The 20992-nt window shown below is 57.6% G+C and carries 18 protein-coding genes and 2 pseudogenes; 8 read left to right on the forward strand and 12 right to left on the reverse strand.

Annotated features, from left to right (window positions below; translation table 11 throughout):
- Positions 1-5 precede the first annotated feature (5 nt).
- Together BLV61_RS01890 and BLV61_RS01895 are read right to left on the reverse strand one after the other, a co-directional pair.
- The gene (locus BLV61_RS01890; RefSeq protein ID WP_090462127.1) at positions 6-890 is read right to left on the reverse strand and encodes a universal stress protein; all 885 of its coding nucleotides are present in this window, start codon (positions 888-890) and stop codon (positions 6-8) included.
- Between the two features lie 43 nt (positions 891-933).
- A complete protein-coding gene (locus BLV61_RS01895) occupies positions 934-1857 on the reverse strand; it encodes a universal stress protein (protein WP_090462130.1) in 924 nt (307 codons plus the stop codon).
- A gap of 287 nt (positions 1858-2144) precedes the next feature.
- Between BLV61_RS01895 and BLV61_RS01900 the strand changes: the two genes are divergently transcribed.
- The gene (locus BLV61_RS01900) at positions 2145-3071 is read left to right on the forward strand and encodes a universal stress protein (protein ID WP_090462132.1); all 927 of its coding nucleotides are present in this window, start codon (positions 2145-2147) and stop codon (positions 3069-3071) included.
- A 135-nt stretch (positions 3072-3206) separates the two neighbouring features.
- Here the strand turns inward: BLV61_RS01900 and BLV61_RS01905 are convergent, their stop codons facing one another.
- Positions 3207-3851 (reverse strand): c-type cytochrome, encoded by a 645-nt coding sequence (locus BLV61_RS01905; protein ID WP_090462134.1) that lies wholly within the window; start codon positions 3849-3851, stop codon positions 3207-3209.
- Between the two features lie 273 nt (positions 3852-4124).
- Here BLV61_RS01905 and BLV61_RS01910 point away from each other — a divergent pair, with 273 nt between their 5' ends.
- Positions 4125-5492, forward strand: a complete 1368-nt coding sequence (locus tag BLV61_RS01910; RefSeq protein ID WP_090462137.1) for an erythromycin esterase family protein — start codon at positions 4125-4127, stop codon at positions 5490-5492.
- A 12-nt stretch (positions 5493-5504) separates the two neighbouring features.
- Here BLV61_RS01910 and BLV61_RS01915 read toward each other — a convergent pair.
- Both BLV61_RS01915 and BLV61_RS01920 read right to left on the reverse strand, forming a co-directional pair.
- Positions 5505-5955 (reverse strand): annotated as a pseudogene (locus tag BLV61_RS01915) (dienelactone hydrolase family protein).
- A complete protein-coding gene (locus BLV61_RS01920) occupies positions 5948-6655 on the reverse strand; it encodes a phosphoribosyltransferase (RefSeq protein WP_047529559.1) in 708 nt (235 codons plus the stop codon). The pseudogene BLV61_RS01915 and the gene BLV61_RS01920 overlap by 8 nt, the downstream one beginning before the upstream one ends.
- A gap of 291 nt (positions 6656-6946) precedes the next feature.
- Between BLV61_RS01920 and BLV61_RS01925 the strand changes: the two genes are divergently transcribed.
- Positions 6947-7513 (forward strand): bifunctional pyr operon transcriptional regulator/uracil phosphoribosyltransferase PyrR, encoded by a 567-nt coding sequence (locus BLV61_RS01925; protein ID WP_090462139.1) that lies wholly within the window; start codon positions 6947-6949, stop codon positions 7511-7513.
- Between the two features lie 42 nt (positions 7514-7555).
- Complete coding sequence (locus BLV61_RS01930; protein ID WP_090462141.1) at positions 7556-8521, forward strand: ribose-phosphate diphosphokinase; 966 nt, start codon at positions 7556-7558, stop codon at positions 8519-8521.
- 28 nt (positions 8522-8549) lie between these two features.
- Here the strand turns inward: BLV61_RS01930 and BLV61_RS01935 are convergent, their stop codons facing one another.
- The gene (locus BLV61_RS01935; RefSeq protein WP_090462143.1) at positions 8550-9110 is read right to left on the reverse strand and encodes a nitroreductase family protein; all 561 of its coding nucleotides are present in this window, start codon (positions 9108-9110) and stop codon (positions 8550-8552) included.
- Between the two features lie 156 nt (positions 9111-9266).
- On the reverse strand, positions 9267-9479 hold the full coding sequence (locus BLV61_RS30655; RefSeq protein ID WP_167361767.1) for a hypothetical protein: 213 nt from the start codon (positions 9477-9479) through the stop codon (positions 9267-9269).
- A gap of 228 nt (positions 9480-9707) precedes the next feature.
- Between BLV61_RS30655 and BLV61_RS01945 the strand changes: the two genes are divergently transcribed.
- Entirely contained in the window at positions 9708-10205 is a 498-nt protein-coding gene (locus BLV61_RS01945; RefSeq protein ID WP_047529569.1) for a BCAM0308 family protein, read from the forward strand.
- A 233-nt stretch (positions 10206-10438) separates the two neighbouring features.
- On the opposite strand, the gene BLV61_RS01950 is transcribed toward BLV61_RS01945, so the two are convergent.
- From BLV61_RS01950 to BLV61_RS30660, 3 genes are all read right to left on the reverse strand, one after another.
- Complete coding sequence (locus tag BLV61_RS01950; protein WP_090462147.1) at positions 10439-10894, reverse strand: hypothetical protein; 456 nt, start codon at positions 10892-10894, stop codon at positions 10439-10441.
- A 470-nt stretch (positions 10895-11364) separates the two neighbouring features.
- Positions 11365-12444: a GGDEF domain-containing protein gene (locus BLV61_RS01960; protein ID WP_090462151.1), complete on the reverse strand. Its 1080-nt coding sequence runs from the start codon at positions 12442-12444 to the stop codon at positions 11365-11367.
- Positions 12445-12793: 349 nt separating this feature from the next.
- Positions 12794-13051 carry a hypothetical protein gene (locus BLV61_RS30660; protein ID WP_139213593.1) on the reverse strand — a complete coding sequence of 86 codons (258 nt, stop codon included), beginning with the start codon at positions 13049-13051 and terminating at the stop codon, positions 12794-12796.
- A gap of 1311 nt (positions 13052-14362) precedes the next feature.
- Between BLV61_RS30660 and BLV61_RS01965 the strand changes: the two genes are divergently transcribed.
- On the forward strand, positions 14363-15112 hold the full coding sequence (locus BLV61_RS01965; RefSeq protein ID WP_090469675.1) for a substrate-binding periplasmic protein: 750 nt from the start codon (positions 14363-14365) through the stop codon (positions 15110-15112).
- Positions 15113-15309: 197 nt separating this feature from the next.
- On the opposite strand, the pseudogene BLV61_RS01970 reads toward BLV61_RS01965, so the two are convergent.
- Positions 15310-15552: pseudogene (locus BLV61_RS01970) on the reverse strand (Y-family DNA polymerase); the annotation flags it as partial.
- A gap of 75 nt (positions 15553-15627) precedes the next feature.
- Positions 15628-16638, reverse strand: coding sequence for an aldo/keto reductase (locus BLV61_RS01975; RefSeq protein ID WP_090462153.1), 1011 nt, complete (start codon positions 16636-16638; stop codon positions 15628-15630).
- Positions 16639-16730: 92 nt separating this feature from the next.
- Here BLV61_RS01975 and BLV61_RS01980 point away from each other — a divergent pair, with 92 nt between their 5' ends.
- Both BLV61_RS01980 and BLV61_RS01990 read left to right on the forward strand, forming a co-directional pair.
- On the forward strand, positions 16731-17630 hold the full coding sequence (locus tag BLV61_RS01980) for a LysR family transcriptional regulator (protein WP_090462155.1): 900 nt from the start codon (positions 16731-16733) through the stop codon (positions 17628-17630).
- A gap of 1010 nt (positions 17631-18640) precedes the next feature.
- On the forward strand, positions 18641-20881 hold the full coding sequence (locus BLV61_RS01990; RefSeq protein ID WP_090462158.1) for a DUF4214 domain-containing protein: 2241 nt from the start codon (positions 18641-18643) through the stop codon (positions 20879-20881).
- Positions 20882-20992: the final 111 nt, after the last annotated feature.

Below are 20992 nucleotides of genomic sequence, written 5' to 3' on the forward strand. Positions count from 1 at the left end.
CGCGTCTAGACCGCCATGACGCAGCAAGGGACCTGATAAAGAATGTGTTCGGTCGTACTGCCCAGAAGCTTGTCCACGCCACCGGACTGGACTTTTCCCATCACGATTACGTCGACGTTCTGCTCGTTGGCAAACTCGCTCAGTGCCGAGACGGGGTGACCCATGACGAAGTGTCGATGATCGGCGGCCACCCCGTACTGGCCCGCCAACTTGAGGAAGTTTATCTCGAGATCCTTGCGCAACTCCCTGGTGAGATCAGCGAGCGCCAGGCCGTCCATGTCTGCCAGATAACCCGCCGAAATGTCGCAGGCGTAAAGCAGATGCAGGTCGGCACCACATTGCATGGCCAGGGAAGTCGCTTGCTGAATGATCCGCTCATTGAGTTCGTTGTCCGGCGATTCCTTGTCTGACACCTCCACCGCCGCGACAATCTTGCGCGGCAAGACGAAGCTGCTGGCGCCCACCAGGTACACCGGTATCGGACAGTGCCGCAGCAAGTACCAGTCCAGGGGGGTGAAAAAGGCGCGCTTGAGCAAGGACTCATGCTGAACCTCCTTGATCAACAGGTCGGGCTGCATTTCCGCGACATGCGCCAGGATGTCTTCGCGCAGGTCATCGGCCCAGGCCACCTCGATCGTCACCTCGAGTCCCCGGGTACGCAAATTGTCGGTTTGCGCCTTGACCCAGTCGCGGTGATCCTGCAGGTAGGCTTCCCGCGCCGTTTCCCGGTCACCCTGTTCAAGAAAGGACAAAAGGTCCAGCGGCCCAATCAAACCCGCGATATGCAAACTGGCGCCGCTGGCCTTGGCCAGCGCGGCCGCATGATTGATCGCCGGGGAATGACGCAAGGCCGGGTTGATGATCAATAACAGCTTTTGGTACTGGCTCATGATCTGCCTCTAATCAGGTGAGTGTTCGATTGCAGCGACCCGCTCAGGACTGCAACATCCGGTCTGGCTTGATCGCCAACACATCGCAGGGCGCTCGATGCAATAATTGCTCGGCCGTGGCCCCCAGCAACTTTTCCAATCCTTTGTTCTGAACCGTGCCCATGACAATGACATCCGTGTGGTGCTCGACTGCGAAGCCACAAATGCTCGGCACTGGCACGCCCTCCATGAAGTGGCGACATTCAGGTGGCACGCCATGGCGTTCGGCAATCGCCGCAAACGCCTCGTGCTGAACCGATCCCAACGCTTCATAAATGCCGGTGGCCAGCGGCAATGCGCCAAAACCCATGTCCTGGGTGTACAAGGATGTCCAGTCAAACACATGCAACAGCTCCAGCCGGGCATTGCACACCTCGGCCAACTTCACGGCGGCGTCGATGATCTGGTCGTTGAACACATGATCCTGATCTTCACCGCGCAGCACGTCGATGATCGCCAACACATTGCGCGGGCGCGCGTTGAGCGGATGGGTCACCAGATGCACCGGCACCGGACAGTCGCGTAACAGCTGCCAATCCAGTGGCACGAAGAACACGCGTTTCAAGGCAGGTTCTTCCTGCGCATCCTTGATGATCATCGCCACCGGCATTTCATTGACGAATTGCACAATCTCCTCGTACGGGTGCTGGACCCACACCACTTCGCTGGTGACCTCAACGCCGAGTTTGCTCAAGGAATCGGCTTGTTCGGTAAGCCATTGCCGATGGGTTTTCAGGTAGCCATCAATGGCCTGGCTGATTTGCTCGGGGGCAAAAAAACCGGCTACCGCCAGGGCCTGGACATAATCAAACGCCACAATGTGCAGGGGCAACTGCAGGGCATGGGCCAATGCGCCAGCCCGGTCGAATGCGGGCGTACGGGTCATGGTGGTGGGGGCAATCAACAGTAAGCGCTGGTGTTGCGACATGGGGCACCTCGGCACACGGAAATGGCATGGAACAGGCCTACAGAATGAACGCACCACGTTCCGTCGACTTGATCTTTGTCAGTTCTCGTTGAGCTCAGGTCAGATGAGCAAACGGCCAGCCACATCACGCCCACCGCATGTCGGGCACCGTTGTCCTTGCCACCTCTGATTGACAAAGATCAAGCCCCGTTCCAGAGACCGACGCAGGATAAAGGCTGGGTTCACCGAGCGGGTGCATCACGCCACTGCGCATTAGCGTCCAAACCATTATCGACGGGAGAGGTGCCATGCCTGATCAACCACGTTTCATGCTGGTCGTTTCGCACCAGTTGGAAAACACACCGGCTTTCGACCGGGCCGCCGCGCTGGCCAAGGCTTCGGGCGCAGCACTGCACATCGTCGCATTCGATTACCTGGAGGGACTGGCGAGTGCTGGCGTGGTCAATGACGAGTCGCGCGAGCAGATGCGGATCGACTATGTCGAGCGCCATCGCCAATGGCTGGAGGCTCAGGCCCGTCCGTTGCGCAAAATCGGCATACCCGTCACCACCGAAGTGGTCTGGGTGGAAAGACCCTTGCAGGAAATCCTCATTCATATCAAAGAGCAGCCGATGGCCTTGCTGATCAAGGCACTGGAGCACGAGACACTGCTGTCACGCCTGATGTTCACCCCCCTGGACATCCATCTTCTGCGTGAATGTCCGGTGCCGTTGCACTTTGTCAGCCAGGTACAGCATGACTTGCCGCGCCGCATCGTCGCCGCCGTCGATCCCTTCCACCGCGATGGCGAGTACAAAAATTTCAATGACCGGATTCTGCACGAGGCGTTAAAACTGGCGACTACCTGTAACGCCGAGCTCGACGTGATCTATGCACACGACCTTTCCTCCATCAGCGCCGACGAATTCGGCTTCGATAACGCCACGACGTTTTTCTCCTCGAGCAAAGCCAAGACCCTGTTCGATGCTCAGGCCGATGCCTTCCACGAACTGGCCGAACGCAACGGCATTGCGCCGGAGCGCCAGCACATGATCATGGGTGACCCGGCCAAGGTCCTGGCCAGCTACGCCGATGCCTATGACATTGACGTGATCGTCATGGGCCGTGTCGGTCATCGCGGGATGAGCCATCTGGTGGGCAGTACGGTGGAACATCTGCTCTACAAAATGCCATGCAGTGTCTGGGTGGTTTCGCCGCAAGTACTGGCTGAATGATTAAAACCGTGATCGGCCTGCTCACTTTGCTGGTGGCAACAAGCATGCAAAACGGCCACCGCTCCAGGCAGCCTGCTGGCGGTGACCCGTGCTGATCCAGACCATGTTCGACAACCGCCGACGGTGTAAAAGGCGTTATTTCTTCGCCCCCAGCGATGCCAGGTAATGAGCGACCGATTCGGCATCCGCATCCGTCATCGCGTGGGCAACCTGCTGGGTCAGGTCGCCCCGGGGATGCGGTTCGGTCTGTTGAAAAATCTTGATCTGCCCCGCCAGGTAGGCGGCATGCTGACCCGCCAGTCGCGGCACCTGGCCACTGCCCTGCCCCTGAGCTCCATGACAAGAACTGCACTGCGCGACGCCGGCTCCTGGCAAGCCCTGGCGAAAGATCAATTCACCCCGCGCATCCGGGGTATCGGCATCAGCCTTCATCGGGCTCTGCGTTGAAAAATAGTCCGCCAGTTCGGCGATCTGGCTTTGCGTCAAACGGGTAAAGCCCCACATGTACTGGGCGCCGGTTTTATCGCTGCGTCCATGGTTCTTGAACGCAGCCAGTTGCAACTTCAGGTACTCCTTCTGCTGAGCGGCCAACTTGGGAAACGTCGGCGAGACCGATTCGCCCGTCAGCCCATGGCACTGGGCACACACCTGGTCCGCCATGGCGATACCGGACATGGGCGAGGTTTGTTGCCCTGACTCCTCGTTCGAATGGGTACAGCCCGTGAGCATCGCTGCGCAGAGGGCAACAACACAATGTGCCTGGTTGAAAGTACGCTTCATGGCAGTGGCTCCATGGTTTACGCCCTGCGTCCAGCTGATCACAACCCATTCGGAACACTGCCTATCGCGTCAGGGCATATCGGGCAGTCTGCGAATGCTTGATCCAGACACCTTCTCTCAAGCCGTTGCAGCCTTTATTGACGAAACTCAATTTTCCCTCCGAATCTGGGTGTAGGAATGAGCAATCAGGTGACGAAGCGCCCCGCAGGGCCGAGCCGGGACACCCGGCGAGATTCTGCTGGCGGGTTAACCCACTTTTAGGGGGTGACGGTCATGAATACAGCCTCGCAAGATTCGCTGGACACATTTGCGGGCTCGCCCCGGCGCATCGACACGGCCGCCATCGCGCCGCTTCTGCGCCAATACGCCGAGCCTCTGCCGGAACTGGACAAGCCTGCCTTTGGTGAGATGTTCGATCGCTATGCCGATGCGCGAGTCGTGATGATCGGTGAAGCCAGTCATGGCACCAGCGATTTCTATCGAGCCCGCGCCGCCATCACCCAAAGGCTGATCGAGCAGCACGGCTTCAACATCGTGGCCGTAGAGGCCGACTGGCCGGATGCCGGCCATGTCGATCGTTATGTCCGGGGACTGGCGTCCTCGGCCTGGAAGCGCCACATCTTCAGCCGATTCCCGACCTGGATGTGGCGCAACGCCGAGGTCAAGGCCTTCGCCCACTGGCTGCATCAGTACAACCATCGACTGGCCCCGGAACGTCGCGTCGAATTCCGCGGCCTGGACGTTTACAGCTTGCGCAATTCGATTCATGAAGTGCTGGGTTATCTCGACGGCGTGGACCCGAAACTGGCCCACGAAGCCCGGCGCCGCTATGGCTGCCTGACCCCTTGGCAGGACGACCCGGCGCTGTACGGTCACTTCGTCGAACGCGCCGGCCTGATGCCCTGTGAACAATCGGTAGTGGACCAGCTCAACGCCATGCTCGCCGAACAATTGGCCGGGCTCATCAAGGACGACGAGGCGTTTTTCAACGCGGCGCAAAACGCCCGGGTGGTGCAGGCGGCCGAACAGTACTATCGGGCAATCTATCGAGGCTCGACCGCCTCCTGGAACCTGCGCGACCGGCATATGTTCGACACCTTGCAGGCATTGCTCGAGCATCGCGGTCCGCAGTCCAAAGCCGTGGTCTGGGCCCACAACTCCCACATCGGCAATGCGGCGGCCACGGAAATGGGCTGGAAGGGCCAGTTCAACATCGGCCAGCTATGCCGCAGCGCCTTTGGGCGCGACGTGGTGCTGATCGGCATGAGTACCGACCGTGGCCAGGTCGCCGCGGCCGACGACTGGGACGGCGAGATGCATATCAAGGACATTCGGCCGTCTCGCCCGGACAGTTGGGAACATCAGTTCCTCAAGGCCGGGGTGCCGGTGTCGTTGACGGACTGGCGCGACCCTCAGCGCACGGCACTGCGTCGGGTATTGTCCAAACCATTGCTGGAGCGCGCCATCGGGGTGATTTATCGCCCCGAAACCGAGCGTGGCAGTCACTACTTCGAAGCGATGCTGGTCGAACAGTTTGACGCGATGATCTGGATTGAACAGACCCAGCCGGTCACGGCACTGCCACTGCCAAAGAGCCAGACCCTCGACCCCGAAGACGAGACCTTTCCATTTGGCGTCTGAGCAGATCAAGGCTCATCGTGCCTGCTGGCGGCCACCTTGCAGATGCGTTTCAAACCAGTCGCCCGCCAGTCGGGCGACTTCCTCGAGGGTTCCGGGCTCTTCGAACAGATGCGTAGCGCCCGCCACCACGTCCAGACGCTGCTCGCAGCGCAAGGCATGGCAGCTTCGCTCATTCAATTCGAGCACCACCGGGTCCCGGGCGCCGACGATCTGCAAGGTCGGCGCCCGGACTTGCGCCAGTACCGGCCCCGCCAGATCGGTTCGCCCTCCCCGGCTGACCACCGCATGCACCACGTCCGCGCCTGGCCAGCGACGCTGCGACAAACTGGTTACGCGGGCTCAAACGGCCGCTGCCGCTGCCATGTACGAAGATCACCAGACCGTCAGCCTGCAGCGGCAGACGTAAATCGGCCGATAGCTCAACGTCTTGCAAGTCCAGCTGTCGGGATTGAGATTCAATCATCGAAAGGCTCCCGAGAGGAGGCATCACTCGCGGCTTCTCGCTGCCAGGCCCGATGCAACAATTCAATGACTTCTTCGTCCGAGGTCTGGGGGAAGCTCAAGTACCAATATCCGATCGACATCATCCATTCAGGCATGAGCGGACAGATCACCTCATCGACTTCGAAGCTCAGCGCCTCCACCGTTTCCGATGGTGCAACCGGTACGGCGACGACGATGCGAGCAGGCGCTTGCAGGCGCACCGCACGGATAGCCGCCATCATCGAGGCTCCCGTCGCCAGGCCGTCATCGATCAGAATCACCACCTGTCCCTTGAGCTGCAAGGGTGGCCGGGCGCCCCGGTACAGTTGCTCGCGCCGCTGCAATTCCTGTGTTTCGCGCGCCACCACGGCCTCGAATGCGGCCGGGGAAATCGGGTGAGCCCGCAGCGCGTCTTCATTGCGAATCTGGATACCGCCACTGGCAATGGCGCCCATGGCGAACTCCGGGTTCGATGGCACGCCCAGCTTGCGCACCAGCATCAGGTCTAGGCGCACGTCCAGGGCCTTGACCACTTGATAGGCGACCGGCACGCCGCCACGGGGCAACGCCAGGACGATGACATCGGGTCGCTGCGCGTATTTGAGCAACGGTTCCACCAGACGTTGACCGGCTTCGACGCGGTCCTGCAAGGTGGTTTGCAATGAGGGACTTTGAGTCATGGAAAACCTCCACCGACGGTGAGGCCTGGGGTGACGTTACGCCAGGTTGGTGGCGTGTTGAATGATCCGGTCATTCAACACGCGCTTCGCAGACGCCGGGTCAGGCACCCGCGTTGATTCAGGTTCCTCCGTTGATGTCGTCATGGCGTTGATTAATATCAAATCCCCGCGCAAAAACGCGTATTCACGCCATGGCGTCGAGCGTCATGGCAGCGCACTTGATCAATATCAATAGGGCCCGGACCGAACGGTACTAGGTTAAAAAAAATCGGTCCTCGACAGGAGATGTGCATGTCGCCCCTCATTGCCAGTCAGCGCTTGCGTTTGTATGACAGCGACGAACTCGATGGCGTACTGCAGGCGATGGCGCACCAGGCGGCGGCCTTGTTGCCGCCCACCCAAGCGGCACTGATTGGTATCCAGCGCCGCGGCGAGCCTCTGGCACAGCGTCTTCAGCAGCATTTATCACGCCTGACCGGGCAACCGGAACTGCCGATCTACCCGTTGAAGGTCAAGCGCTATGCCGACGATCTCAAGGTGTTGCATGCTCACACCGAATTGACCGAGAACCCGGTGCTCATCGGACTGGATCTGGCCAATACCACCCTGCTGGTGGTCGATGATGTGCTGTTCGAAGGCCATTCGCTCCTGCGCACCTGCGCGTACCTGGCGCAGATCGGTGCCCGTCGGGTCTACACTGCAGTTCTGGTCGACCGGCATGTCTGCCAGCAGCCGATTCGTGCCGACATTGTCGGCGTGCATCTGCAAGTCGCCGCCCAGGACATCGTCGAATGCAATGTCCCGCCCTATGAAACGGCGTTCTGCATTGAAGTCTGGCGTCATGGCGCCGCCCGATGACGGCGCGACTGTTCGCTCGATGTGCCTCAAAGGAGCCAATCCATGCTCAGCCATCGCCCGCTTCTTTTCGCTCTGCAAGGCAGTGAGGACTACGCAACCGGTGTCGCGCAGCGACTGGGCTGCCCGCTGGCGCTTCATGAGGAGCGCGACTACGAAGACGGCGAGCATAAATGCCGGCCGCTCGAATCGGTCAACGGTCGCGAGGTCGTGGTGTTCCATTCCCTGTATGGGGATGTCCGGCAGAGCGCAAACGACAAGCTGTGCCGCCTGTTGTTTTTTTGCGGCGCGCTCAAGGATGCCGGCGCTCGCCCTGTTCAGGTGGTCACGCCTTACCTCTGCTACGGGCGCAAGGATCGTCGCAGCCAACCACAGGACCCAACGATCACGCGCTACGTGGCGACCCTGATTGAAGCCTGCGGCATCGATCGCCTGATGGCGCTGGAGGTGCATAACCCGGCGGCGTTCGACAATGCCTTTCGCATTCCCGCGCGGAACGTGCACTGCGCGGAATTGTTCGCCCGGCATTTCGCCGGGCACGTCGGCGACGCCGATGTGGTGGCGGTGTCCCCGGACTCCGGCGGCGCCAAGCGCGCCGAGCAGTTTCGCCAGGCCCTGGAACGACACCTGGGGCGCCCGGTGGGCAGTGCATTGATGGAAAAACACCGTGTTCACATGACGTTGACGGGCACCCTGCTGGTCGGCGATGTCGCGGGCAAGACCGCCATTGTGTTCGACGACCTGATCAGCACCGGGGAAACGCTCAAACGTGCCGGCCTTGCCTGTCAAAGAGCTGGAGCGGCCCGGATATTCGCCGCCGCCACCCATGGTTTGTTCACCAATGGCGAGCAGTTGTTTGACCCGCCGTTGTTCGAGCACATTGCGATTGCTGACGGCGTACCGCCGTTTCGCCTGTCCGCCGACTGTGTGAAGCAGCATGTGCACGTCGTCGACAGCACCGCCCTGATCGCCACCTTGCTCGCTGAAAATGGCGCTTTTGATAGCGTTTAGACTGGTGCATCGGCCTTGGGCGTGAATATCAACCCATCCAGCGGATCACCGGTTCCTTGTGTGCAACGGGCACCGGGTTGGTCTCCGGATAGCCGACGACGATCGGCGCCACTGGCGCCCACTCGGCCGGCAGGTCGAGGGTCTTCTTGCCCTGCGGCGTATTGAAAAAACTCTGGGCGAAACCGATCCAGCAGCTACCCAGCCCTTCTGCGTACGCGGCAAGCATCAGGTTCTCGGCCGCCAGTGAGCAGTCTTCGACAATCCACTGTCCCGGCACGTTGCCTGAAATGAGGATGAGTGCTGGCGCGTGGTAGAAAATCTGAAAGTTTTCGTCAGTCAGCAACCCATGGAAGTGCCCGGAATGCGGGCCTGCCGGCATTGTCGCGAGCATGTAGGCCTTGGCTTCACGGGAGATCCGGTCCAGCAGTTCCTGATCACGGATCACCGTGAACGTCCATGGCTGCTGGTTCACCGCACTGGGCGCCTGGATAGCGGCGTTGATCAAACGACGGATGATTTTTTCATCCACCGCTTCAGTCGTGTACTCGCGCGTCGAGCGCCGTCCGGAAATGGCCTGGTCAATGTTCATGAATGCGTACCACAAAATGGGGGGCGTTCCATAAAGTCGGCCAGCCACCGGCACCCGCTGTTGATTTAGATCAAATCGACGCCGAACCAGCCTTTCGTTTCGTCTGAAGTCTCACCTGCGGCGGTGTAACACGACGTCGTAGGCGTTTGATCTGCATCAGAAGGACGCGATGGGCTCACTGCACACTGGATACGCCCGGCTCGGGCTCGCGAGAGGGGCAATGCGGGTGGAAATGGTCACGCCGTCATTGCACACCGTCGGATTGCCCCCTTTATTCTGCATCAGCACCGATTTTGATTTGGGCCCCAGCGTGACACGTACGGCGTCCGCCAACTGTGTGGCGCCGCTCAGGATTTTACTGTGGGCCATCAGGTTGCACGCCTGCCAGAGCGCTAACAAATGCCTTCCTGCAGCTTTTAGGAAATCCCCCTTTTGGGGTACCTCGGGAGAATCACCACAGCAGTGCGTTGACCGACTGTCAGCACTCGCCCCCGAGTTGATAAAAATCAATCCGGGCGACCAGAAATCGCGTCCCAATGAAGTGGTGAAATCCACAACGGTTGGATTTTTTCAATCTCACAGGCGCGGAGAAAAACCATGGACAAGTATCAGCAGAGCCAGAAAAACCAACTGTTCAAATCAGACACCCACGACCCCTATCGTTCGCAGCGCTTTGAAGGTTCGGCCATCTGCCCACAGTGCGACTCGGTTTACCAAGCCGGCAACTGGACCTGGAAAAGCCCTGAAAACACGGTCATCCACGACGCGCAACCCGTGAAGTGCCCGGCGTGCCGCCGCATCGATGACAACATGCCTGCGGGGACGCTGAAACTTTCGGGCAGCTTCTTGCTCAACCATCGCACTGAAATCGTCAACCTGATCGAACACACCGAGAAAAAGGAAAAAGCCGAGCATGCCCTGGAGCGCATCATCAACCTGACTGACTCAGGGGATGACCTGATCGTCACCACCACCGGCATCCATCTTGTCCATCGCATCGGCCATGCGCTGGAAGCCGCGTACAAAGGCGACTCTGACTACCGGTATGGCGATAACGAGTATGGCTTGAGCGCCACTTGGAGACGTGACGAATAGCACCGGGCGCGATGGTCTCTGACCCTGCCTCGATCAAACCTGGCGCCGCGGTTTCCTGAAGCCTGGAGCCTGGGCGATCACGCCACGCGGCAATTGCCATTCACGGGCTGGTGTCTCTTCAAGTCCGGTTTCGGCAGCCGGCCCTTCGGTGGCCTTGCATCAGGAATGAAGATCCATTGGCGCGAGATCGGGGGGCTGCCTGTGTGCTACCAGACTCCATTCGGCAATTTCATTCAGAGGGCCAGGCGCGTGGCCAATCCGGAATCGGGCACCCACAGGGCATTGATGCAAAACGTCTCTTCCGCTTCCGTCACCGGTTCGAGGGACTGCGGATCAAACCAGTGCCGATTGACCATTGCCAGGCGAACGATACCGTTCTTGTCGAGGAGTGTTTGTGCCAGGCATTCGCACAAGGACCGTGGCACCGCTTCTTCGAGGGGATCGATGTCGGCACCTTCAAGCTCGATCTCGAAACGCGCGGTGCATGTACCCACTAAATCCTGCACCGTGTAGGAGGCGTAGCGAAACGCCGTGAGGTATCCCACCGTCAGTACCAGCACGATCGACATCAGGATGCTGGCCTCGCGCTTCCAGGACTTCGTGCCCGGCCGGCGCAGCAACCTGAGTACGGTGCCCCTGCCCCAGTGCCGGACCGCGAGAACCCCGCTGAGGAATTTATTGTTCGTCATGACCGGATCTCTCGCCCAGGTTTTGCCAGAAGCATGGCGCCGATTGCCCCATAGCGTTTGATCTGGATCAACCACCGCACAGCCGGGGCACCACTGGATGACGCCTGGCGGCATTTGGCTGACAGCCAGTCTGTCGGGCAGCGTCAGGTCGAACGGTACGAATCAGGTAGCGGCTGGGTCTCGAAACATGAACTCCGGTTTGCGATGGGCCGGACTTCTTGTTTTTGCGACATCCTTTTCACGCAACGCTCACAGGATGGAGCGCAAATTACCTGTACTCCTTTGCAGAATCCCAGCTAGGCCCGCCCGCACGCGGGCCATTTTTTTGGACCCAAGAAAGGCGCTGGCTCCTCGACCGGCTCAACGTTTCTCGGTCCGTGCGGCCCAGCAGCAGATGAGGGCCCGGCGCCATGTCTGCCGGCCGAAGCGAAAGCTGCTGCCAGGCGGTGAAGACTTCACTTCAGGTGCCTTTAGTCGGGCCGGAAGAAGGTGTAGCGGTCCTTACCGCTGAGCTTTGACTCGTACATCGCGTGGTCTGCTTTTATTAGCGCGGCATGCAAGGTGTCGGTTTCGATCCGGGTTACGCCCACGCTGACGGTTGCCGGGTGGTGGGTGGACGTTTCGCGCACCCGTTGGCACAGGGTGTTGACCAAGCGCTCGGCATCCGCCTGCGTGACACCGGACAGGTAGACCCCAAACTCTTCTCCCCCAAGGCGGGCATATTCGTGATCGGCCATGATGTGCTTGATGTCGGCGGCGATGCGCTTCAGGACTTCGTCACCGATGTCGTGGCCATATACATCGTTGACTTTTTTGAAGTTGTCGACATCGACCATGGCCAGGTAGCACTCGCCACTTTCTGGTGGGGTGCTCAGGTGGTTGCTGGCCCGTGTCATGAACGCGCGGCGATTGGGGATCTCGGTCAAGGTATCAATGTAGGCGTGCTCTATCAGTAGCTTGGCCATGATGTAGTTGTGCAGCTTGGATCGGCGCAGCTTGAGGTAGGTGTAAATGGTCAGCGCGCTAATAAAGACGGCGGACAGCAGAACCATGGTACCGCTGAAGTCGAACAGAGAGAGTGTGGTCATCATAAAGGGGTTGAGGACAACCCAGGCGATGCCCAGCACGCCGAAAAATGCTTCTCGGCTCAAGGGTAATACCGAGGCACTATAGAGAATGCTGGAGGCCGAGAGGATCAGCCAGGTCGGGTGCAGGTGGGCCGGCAAGCCTTCGATACCCAAGCGGATGCCCAGGCAGATCATGAGCACATACACGAGGTTTAGCAGGTGGAAGTGGCGGGCTTTACGGGCGACCCGCTGTACACCGACGGTGATGAGCAGTAGCACGACAAGCAGCAGCGAAAGCGCGTAATGACGTTGATCGCCTATAAAACCAATAATCAGGTCGAACAACACCCAAATGCCGATACCTCCGATATAAATCAGCCCACTGAAGTTATGTAGACGCTCGACGTCGTATTGATAAAACTCGTATTGGAGGGCTTTGGGTGTTGCCTGTTTCGTTACTTCATTCTCAATCGTCTTGTACATCGGCAGCCTTGCTTGCAAAGGTGTTGCGGGTCGTTCATCTAGTAGGCTGCTAGCGTAACTGAAAACGGGGGCAGTAAACGCCTGCCCCTACTTTAGTATCTGTGCAATACGGCGATTTGCACCTCATCGTCTACCCAGCGAACCGGCTGGCAACCTTATCGACACTTACGGCAAGGCAGTGCGTGAGCCCCCCAACGCAACGATCAGTCATCACGATGACTTGCTGAAGGACCGAAGAGCTGCCTCGAAGGTCAGAAATGTTCTTGGCCATCACTCTGAAGCCGCAAGGAAACATGAATCAAGAAGACACTTTTGCATTGGTTGACGGGAAATGGTTGCTCTCTGCTCGCTAAACAGGCGCAGCAGGTTTTTCGGCATCCTTTTCTCCAAGCGAAAAAAAGCCCGCACTGGGCGGGTTTCTATAGGAAAAAATCTTAAGGGCTATTGATAGGGTGCCCACCCAGGCAAAAACAATAAACCTGGCGGTGCAGCGTGCGAGGCCAATAAAAATACAGACAAAAGCAGCATAGAAAACACGATGACAAAAAAACGATACATCCTCACTCCTTGAGTTGTAGCTGTCTTCCCAGTGAAAAGATAGCAACATGATATCACTCAGGCCTCCCTTGAACGTCACCGTTTATCTGGATCAGGATCCGCGCCACGTCCTCCAAGTACTAAGGAACGGGGGAGAAAATAGAAGCCCTGGTGATTACAGCTCGCCGGGGCTTCCCTTTTCGGTCCGCTGCCGCGCAGCCGGTAAGCATCATTGCAGCCATGACTTGCCAACAAATTTTCATCGCTGTCCATCCCGGGAAGGTGGTGAATGCCCCCCCCGTGCCTGACCAGGCATCCAGACTCAAAAAGCCCAGTGCGAGGGCTGGGCTTTGACGAAGCCAACAGGCATCCTTTAGAACAGATCCGAAATTAGGCTACGGGCTACCTCGGCACTGTTGAGGGCGTGCTCGAACAACGACCTGTCAATGCACAATCCGCTGACTTGAATCTGAGCTGCACGCCACCATCGCGATTAAGGTGCAAGCGGTCACGCAAGCGCATCAATCAATGGGTTGCTGACACGCCTCCAATTCGGCAGCCCTACCCCTTACAGACAAGGCGACTCTTATGAAGCACACGTACCTTTTTATTCTTGGCGACGACCACCAGGTCGCAAGCATCGAGTCAGATGGCCCGCTGCCCCACCTGAAGATTGGTGTGCACCTTGACCTTGACACAGATGACTATCGGGGAACTCCGGGTACGCATCTTGAGATTGAAGATATCTCTGTCGTCCTTCACCAGATCGGCGGAAAAGTCGTACGCAATGATGTATGCCTGCATTGTGTAGAGAGACCCGGGCTCGCTCACTGATCTGGATGATAGAAAGCCCAGCCCGGGGCTGGGCTTTCTATCATCCTTGAAGTAGACGAACGCTTCACTTTTTTAGCCCAATAAAAAACCCCGCAGACGTTAATCTTCGGGGCTTTCTATAGTGGAGGCCGAGGTCGGAATCGAACCGGCGTAGGCGGATTTTCAATCCGATAATGAAACGCATGCAGGCTGCGACCTATAGCCTTTTTTAGTTCCGAAGCCAAGGCGAAACAGATGCTCTACAGACCGCGTAGAATGCTGGCTTGCCTTTGAGTTTGGGAACTGACTTTACCCCCCCCAACCTCCGGCGTTCTGCCGACCTCACACTCCCCCGCTAAGCTGATCTCCTCCACGGAGGCATTCCCATGTCACATTCAGACCTGCTCTGTTCCCTGCTCTTCAAGATCAACGAAAACCTGCTCGCAATCGCCGTGTTGACGGTTTACTAAACTGCATCAGGCATTTGACGTGTGTCATGGCTTATAATGAATTCGCCCTTTTAATCAGATCCAACCTTGATCTCCGCACAGCCCACAAGGCAGAACACGTGAAACATTCGACGCTCACTGCCGCGCTGTTCTGTCTATTACTCAGCACTCCCGTCAAGGCCGAGCAGTATCAGGTCGTTACTGAAGAGTGGGCGCCGTACAATTACCAGGAGAACAATAAGCTCACCGGCATGGCCACTGAGATCGTTCGGGGCATAATGACGCTGACTGGGGATGACTTTGAGGTGGTGCTACTGCCCAGTATGCGAAGCGCCCGCACATTGAAGACCCGGCCCAAAACCATCATGTATTCCCTATTCCGCACCACGGAGCGCGAACCGTTATACAAGTGGGTCGGACCGATCATTGAAGAGTCCATTTACCCCTATCAGTTATCCAATGCGCAGCAGCCGGTGAATTCCTTAGAGCAGTTACTGCACGCCCCACGGATCACAACGAGGCATGCCGGTTTAATACCCGACATTCTGCAGTCGCGGGGCTTCAACAACCTCGAAAAAAGCGCAACCGAGAGTTTGCAGCTCTATCGCATGCTGCTGGCAGGGCGCACCGACATCATCATAGGCGACACCTCTGCAGGAGTGGCTTACTACAGCCGGCAGTTAGAGATCGCCCCCGGCACGCTGCGACGGATTCCTATCGAGATTTATCGCTCATCGCTGTACATCGCCTTCAGTCGCGACTGTGACGACGAACTGGTCGGCGCCTGGGCCAATGCTCTGGATCAGCTACGTCGCTCGGGCGAACTGGAGCGCATCCAGGGTCGGTACAATCAGCCTATCGGGCAATGAATCGGGCAATAAAAGCGCAGAACCAGCGCAAGCCCCGCCTCGCACTGACCCACCGAGCTCTCAATCAAAGTGGGCGTTAGACCATGAGCATTATGGCCACATGTAGCCAACAACCTCGGAACACTGGAATGGCTTGACGCTGTCATGCCGAAGGAGCGTGCCGAGCAGATGATACTTCACCCAACTGAGCAGTCATTGGCCAGGGTCTTGGTCGGAGCGATCCCGAAGCCCACCGGGATGCCGGTGCAGCGCAACACCTGGCTGCGAATTTGCCGACCGAGAGCGTCCAGGTCTTCAATCCCGGTCAGGTCGGCGAATGCCTCATCGATGCTGTACACCTCGACCGCCGGCACCAGCGATTCGATCAGCGTCATCACCCGCTCGCTCACGTCGCCATACAGGGCATAGTTCGACGAGAAGGCGACTCGGCCGCGATCCCTACTGCTCACCGTCATCCCGTGCGTCCCGGAATAGAAGCTATGTCATCAACGTCTCAACTGATAGACATCGGCTGCTCAGGCCACACTGCTGGGTACATTTGTACCCATACCTTCAGGTAAATAGGGGCTTATTTCTTCTATTTCAGCGTGGCTAAGACGAATTCTGGTGGCATCGATCAATCCGTTCACTTGGTCGGGCCGGCGTGCGCCTACGATAGCGCCGGTGACCGCCGGATCACGTAGTACCCAAGCGATGGCTACGGCTGCCGCACTAACCCCATGCCTGGCACCGATATTTGCCATGATTTCTACCAAAGCGAGGTTCTTGCTGAGGCGAGGTTCCTGGAAGTCGGCGCTACGCGATTTTCGCCAGTCGTCGTCGGGCAGCTGTGCAATCCGCCCGCGGGTCATGCTTCCCGTCAGTAGGCCAGATTGTAAAGTCGAGTATGCAATCACTCCAACCTGCGCTGTTGCACAATAAGGCAGGATTTGATTCTCGATATCGCGCATCAACGCTGAATACGGCGGTTGAAGGGAGGCGATATCGGTTACCGACCGGGCTCGCTCAAGTTGGGAAACATCGAAGTTTGACACGCCAATTGCCCTTATCTTGCCCTGCGCCTTGGCTTGGGCCAACGTCGCCAAAGCATCCTCGATACCTTCGCTGTTCGCATTTGCCGGGAAAGCTGGCCAGTGAATCTGATAGAGGTCGATGACATCGACCTGTAAGCGACGCAGGCTATCCTCGATTTCTTTCATCAATGACTGGGGGGCGAGCGAATGAGAGATCTCACGAGTCTCGGGATCCCACACCAGGCTACCTTTGGTGAATACCAGCGGGCGACGCGAAGCCGGCACCTGACGCAGCAATTGTCCAGTCAACAGCTCGGCATGGCCGAGTCCATATACCGCTGCTGTGTCGATCCAGTTCACGCCGCGCTCTACCGCGCACTCCAATGCCGCCAGGCTATCGCCATCATCTTGCGCCCCCCAACTGAACTCCCACCCTTGCCCGGCAATGGCCCAGGTGCCCATTCCAATGGGTGAAATCAACAACTCGGATGTACCTAGTCGATTCTTTTGCATGCGAACCTCACGTCGATTGATGCGTAGAGTATCCATCGAGAGGTTACCGACGATAAGATAGCTAATCGTGTTTGAACTGCTGAGCTACATTCATGAAATCCTCTTGCGACCTCTCCGAACTCGACGCCTTCGCCGCAGTGGCTCGCCATCACAGCTTTCGTAAAGCAGCCGACGAGCGAGGGGTATCCGCGTCGGCCCTGAGCCACGCCATGCGTGCCTTGGAGGGCAAGCTGGGGGTCAGGCTCCTCAACCGCACCACTCGCAGCGTGACGCCTACTGAATCAGGCAATCAACTGCTCGCCACATTGGTTCCGGCTTTGGCGGAGGTCACCAAAGCGTTGCATGAACTGACCTTCAAACAGGAAATTCCCACCGGTACGCTGCGATTGAACGTATCGCGGCCCGCTGGCCGTCTCGTAATTGCGCCACTGCTGGCGCCATTCACAGCAGCCTACCCACGCATCAACGTGGAGCTGGTGGCTGACGATGGGTTGAGCGACATCATCGACAAAGGGTTCGATGCAGGCGTGCGCTTCGGCGAGAGCCTCGCGGGTGACATGATCGCAGTGCCGGTGGGCCCACCCCAAGGATTTGTCACCGTTGCTGCCCCCGGCTATCTCATGGGGCACGGGACACCGGAAACACCACAAAGGCTGCTTGAGCACGCCTGCATTGGCAGACGCTTTCCCAGCGGCAAACTGTACAAATGGGAATATCTTGCTGAGGGGCAGCCCATGCGCCTGGCCGTGACGGGCCCGTTGATACTGGAAGATGACACCATGATGATCCAGGCCGCCAAGGACGGTGCCGGGATCGCGTACGTGTATGAAGAGATGGCGAGGGAATACATAGCTCGGGGGCAACTGGAGGAAGTTCTCGAAGACTGGAAAGCCCTGCCAAGCAGGTTTTTCATCTATTACTCCAGCCGTCGTCACGTACCTCCAGCGCTACAAGCGCTGATCGAGTTTGTACGTGAAACGCAGTATCAATGACAAACTGAAGGCAGTACACGTGCTCGCCGTCTAGAAGCAAAGGGTTGTGAAGACGGCGTTCTGATCAAGCGTTATCGACAGGCCACTTCTGGCCGATTCTGTTGAAAAAGTCGGCTGCGGTTTCCACGGCAGAAAAGTACGCGTCTGAGATCGAAATCTGTGTTTTTCCCAGAAGGTTCAGAGCTCCGATTTGACGATGCAGTGAGCGCTTTTTGCCGTTGGTTAACTTCCGCGAAAGGGAGCCAAGGGTCGATTGCAGCCCTTCAACTTCAGCGAGAAACATCCCTGACATAGGCTTGGCACGCCGCTAGCGCGATCAGTCCTTGATCGCCGTCGCCGACAATGTTCGCGGAGCCCTGGAAGCCATCGACCGGAATGACGGCAATCCGCTGTAGATTCAACCAGTCGAAACAATAGATTGCTAAATCGATCAGCGGCCACTTCGTAGTTAGTTGCTTTCCTACGGCGGCTATTTTGCTGCCTAGCCACTTCATTAAGTAAGGCGTTCAAGCGAACTTCCCGGTTAGAACCTTTCGGGAAATAATGCCTTAACAATCCGTTGGCGATCTCGTGCGCTCCCCGTTGCCATGGACGATTAGGAACGCAGAAATAAACCTTTATGCCGGTAACCACCCTATTGCGCTAATGGTCAGCCATCTCTTTACCACGATCCAAAATTAGAGATTTGTAGCGTTCCTGGATTAGGGGCCAGCATTTTCGATCAAGTCGCTAATGACTGCCCCAGCGTCCTTGTCGGCAACCTTCGCGACCACCCTTGGCATACCTTTTCGTTAGTTTATTGACGCCAATCGTTAAATATTCTTTGACGTGCTAGTACTTACGAACTCACTTACACCCTCTAAAAGGCGACGAACGGTACATTGTGAAATATATTTCACAATCAAGCTCTCACCTTATAGAAATCTTCGGGACCCAATGACATGCTAAATCGCTATCACGCTAACCAAGGGTGGAAGATTTAATTTCCACAGCTTGCGCTCGCTCATTTAATGAATAACAAAAAAGCCGCACTAATCGACTTGAACCAGGAGCATTACATGAGTCATCAAACGGACCTCGCACAGCTTTATACTGCGTTCTTCAATCGTGCCCCTGACGCCGCTGGCCTTGCCTACTGGGTAGCAAAGCTGGATGCCGGCACGATTACACTGGAAGCCATTGCCAAGAACTGGGTGGATCAACAGCCGGAAGGTCAGACCAAGTACCCGGATGGTCTGTCGTCGAACGACTTCATCAAAGCCATCTACACCAACGTCCTGAACCGCACTGCCGACGATGCAGGCTTGCAATATTGGCAGGGCCAACTAGACTCGGGCGCCATCAGCCGTGATGTGTTCCTGGCTGCCGTCATTAGCGGCGCGCACGCTAACACTTCCGCCCAGGGCTTACTGGACGCACAACTTCTGACCAACAAGGCCGACGTTGGCCTGGCATTCGCCGACAAGGGTCTGAACGACACGTCCCTGGCCGCCAAGGTGCTGACCACCGTTACCGCCAATGCCGACTCGCTGAGCATCACGTTATCGCTGATCAAGCTGGTACCGGCTAATTCTTCCTTGCAAACCACAGACCTGTTGTCCCGCGTGTCTGACACGCTGGGCAAGGTTGCCGCGTTGATCACCGGCGCGCCATCCGAGCTGCACGACCTGGCGACTTACCTTTCGACAGTCAGCGCCAGCGCCGGCGGCACTACAGACCTCGGTGCCCTGCTGACCAAGGTTGGTAATGTAACAGCTGCCGCCCTGACCGATCCGACCGCGCTGGACAATCCAGCTGACCTCGCCACTTCCGACGTGGCAGCCACCACGCCAAACACCGGTGGCGGCACCCCGCCTACAACACCAGAACCACCAGCACTGACGGCAACCATAGTCGACGGCGTCCTGAAGCTGAGCGGTACAGGAACTTCGGACGTCTTAGTCGATGTGCATACTCAGAAAGTGACCATTGGTGCCGAAGCTGTCACCGTGACTGGAACTGGGCCGTTCCTTGGTGTGAATGCCAGCACTTACGCTAATGGCAAAGTCACCGCCGTGGGTACTGTGAAAGAAATTGTGGCTAAAAACCCCACGTACATTGGCGTGGATTCGCTCGAGGTCGTCGACAAGGCATGGACAATCCTCACCTGGGCTGACAACTATTTAAAAGATGTTCAAAAGATCAGCGTGTTGAACAACGCCGCCGGCACCTTGTCGGTAGATTGGTACAACTCCTTGGTGACCCTAACCGGTACCAATACCTGGACTCATGATATCCGTGACACGGCCACCAAAATCAACAGCTCGGTCGGCATGGATGCTCTGTCCAAAGCCAGCCAAGTTGTGGTGGCTGACACCTTGGTGAACCTGGAGAGTGTTGCAGGCGGAACTGCGATTGACGCAACCGGTGGTTACATCGTGCTCGATACATGGGCTCATATCTCAAGCCCACAAGGATCGGACGCGTCGTTCATTTCTAGCGCTCAACAGACCATCGTTCATGACACGGTTGCGGGCATGCAAGCTGCCATATCTGCTGGATATGTCACCGTCAATGTTTCCGATTATGAAGTCGAAGACACCGCGACCAACCTGCTGGCGATTAATCAAATCGATGTCACGCTTCTGAAGAAGGCTTCCTCCGTCCTAGTAACGGGCGACGACGCCGGCGTACTGAACCTCAGTGAGCGTCTTGAGCTCGGCACCCTGACCGACGACGACTATTGGGCCTACAGCATCAAGGATAGCACCGAGAATATCCTCGCCAATGCCAAAAGCTACCAATCCAACTTCTCAAAAGACGCGTCCAGCCTTACCGCGATCACAAGTTCCGGCGTTGATGCGCTGGACGGCGACATCAGTACCCATTCGATCGTTTTGGCCTTCAATGGACTGAGCGATGCCTCAACCTTTACGTTCGCTACCAACGGCTACACCTTTACCGGCACGCCGGACACCTTTACCCATTTCAACGCTGCCACCGACAAAATCGACCTGAATGCTTACGGGCTGACGGGGCAGGATACGTTGTCGCTGGTTCAGGGCGAAACCAACGCCGTGATGAATGGGCACTTCGCAGTGCTCAATAATGTGACCCTTCACGGCACTGTCGTTTCGGCTGCCTCGCCGGGCGAGACCGCAGGCACGCTCATTCTCTGGGATGCCGACAACACCGCCGCCATCAAGCAGGTGGGTGTGTGGCTGCCAGGCCAGACGGTAGACGCCACCTCTGTACTACACGTTGTTGATTGATCGAGAACTTAGCGATCACTGAAAAAACGCCCTCTGAACTGGAGGGCGTTTTTTTTTGCAGTTCTTGCCTTGCCATAGGCAACGCTACTGTAACCGTCCAGCCAACACATC

Source organism: Pseudomonas mohnii (assembly GCF_900105115.1).
Classification (GTDB): Bacteria; Pseudomonadota; Gammaproteobacteria; order Pseudomonadales; family Pseudomonadaceae; genus Aquipseudomonas; species Aquipseudomonas mohnii.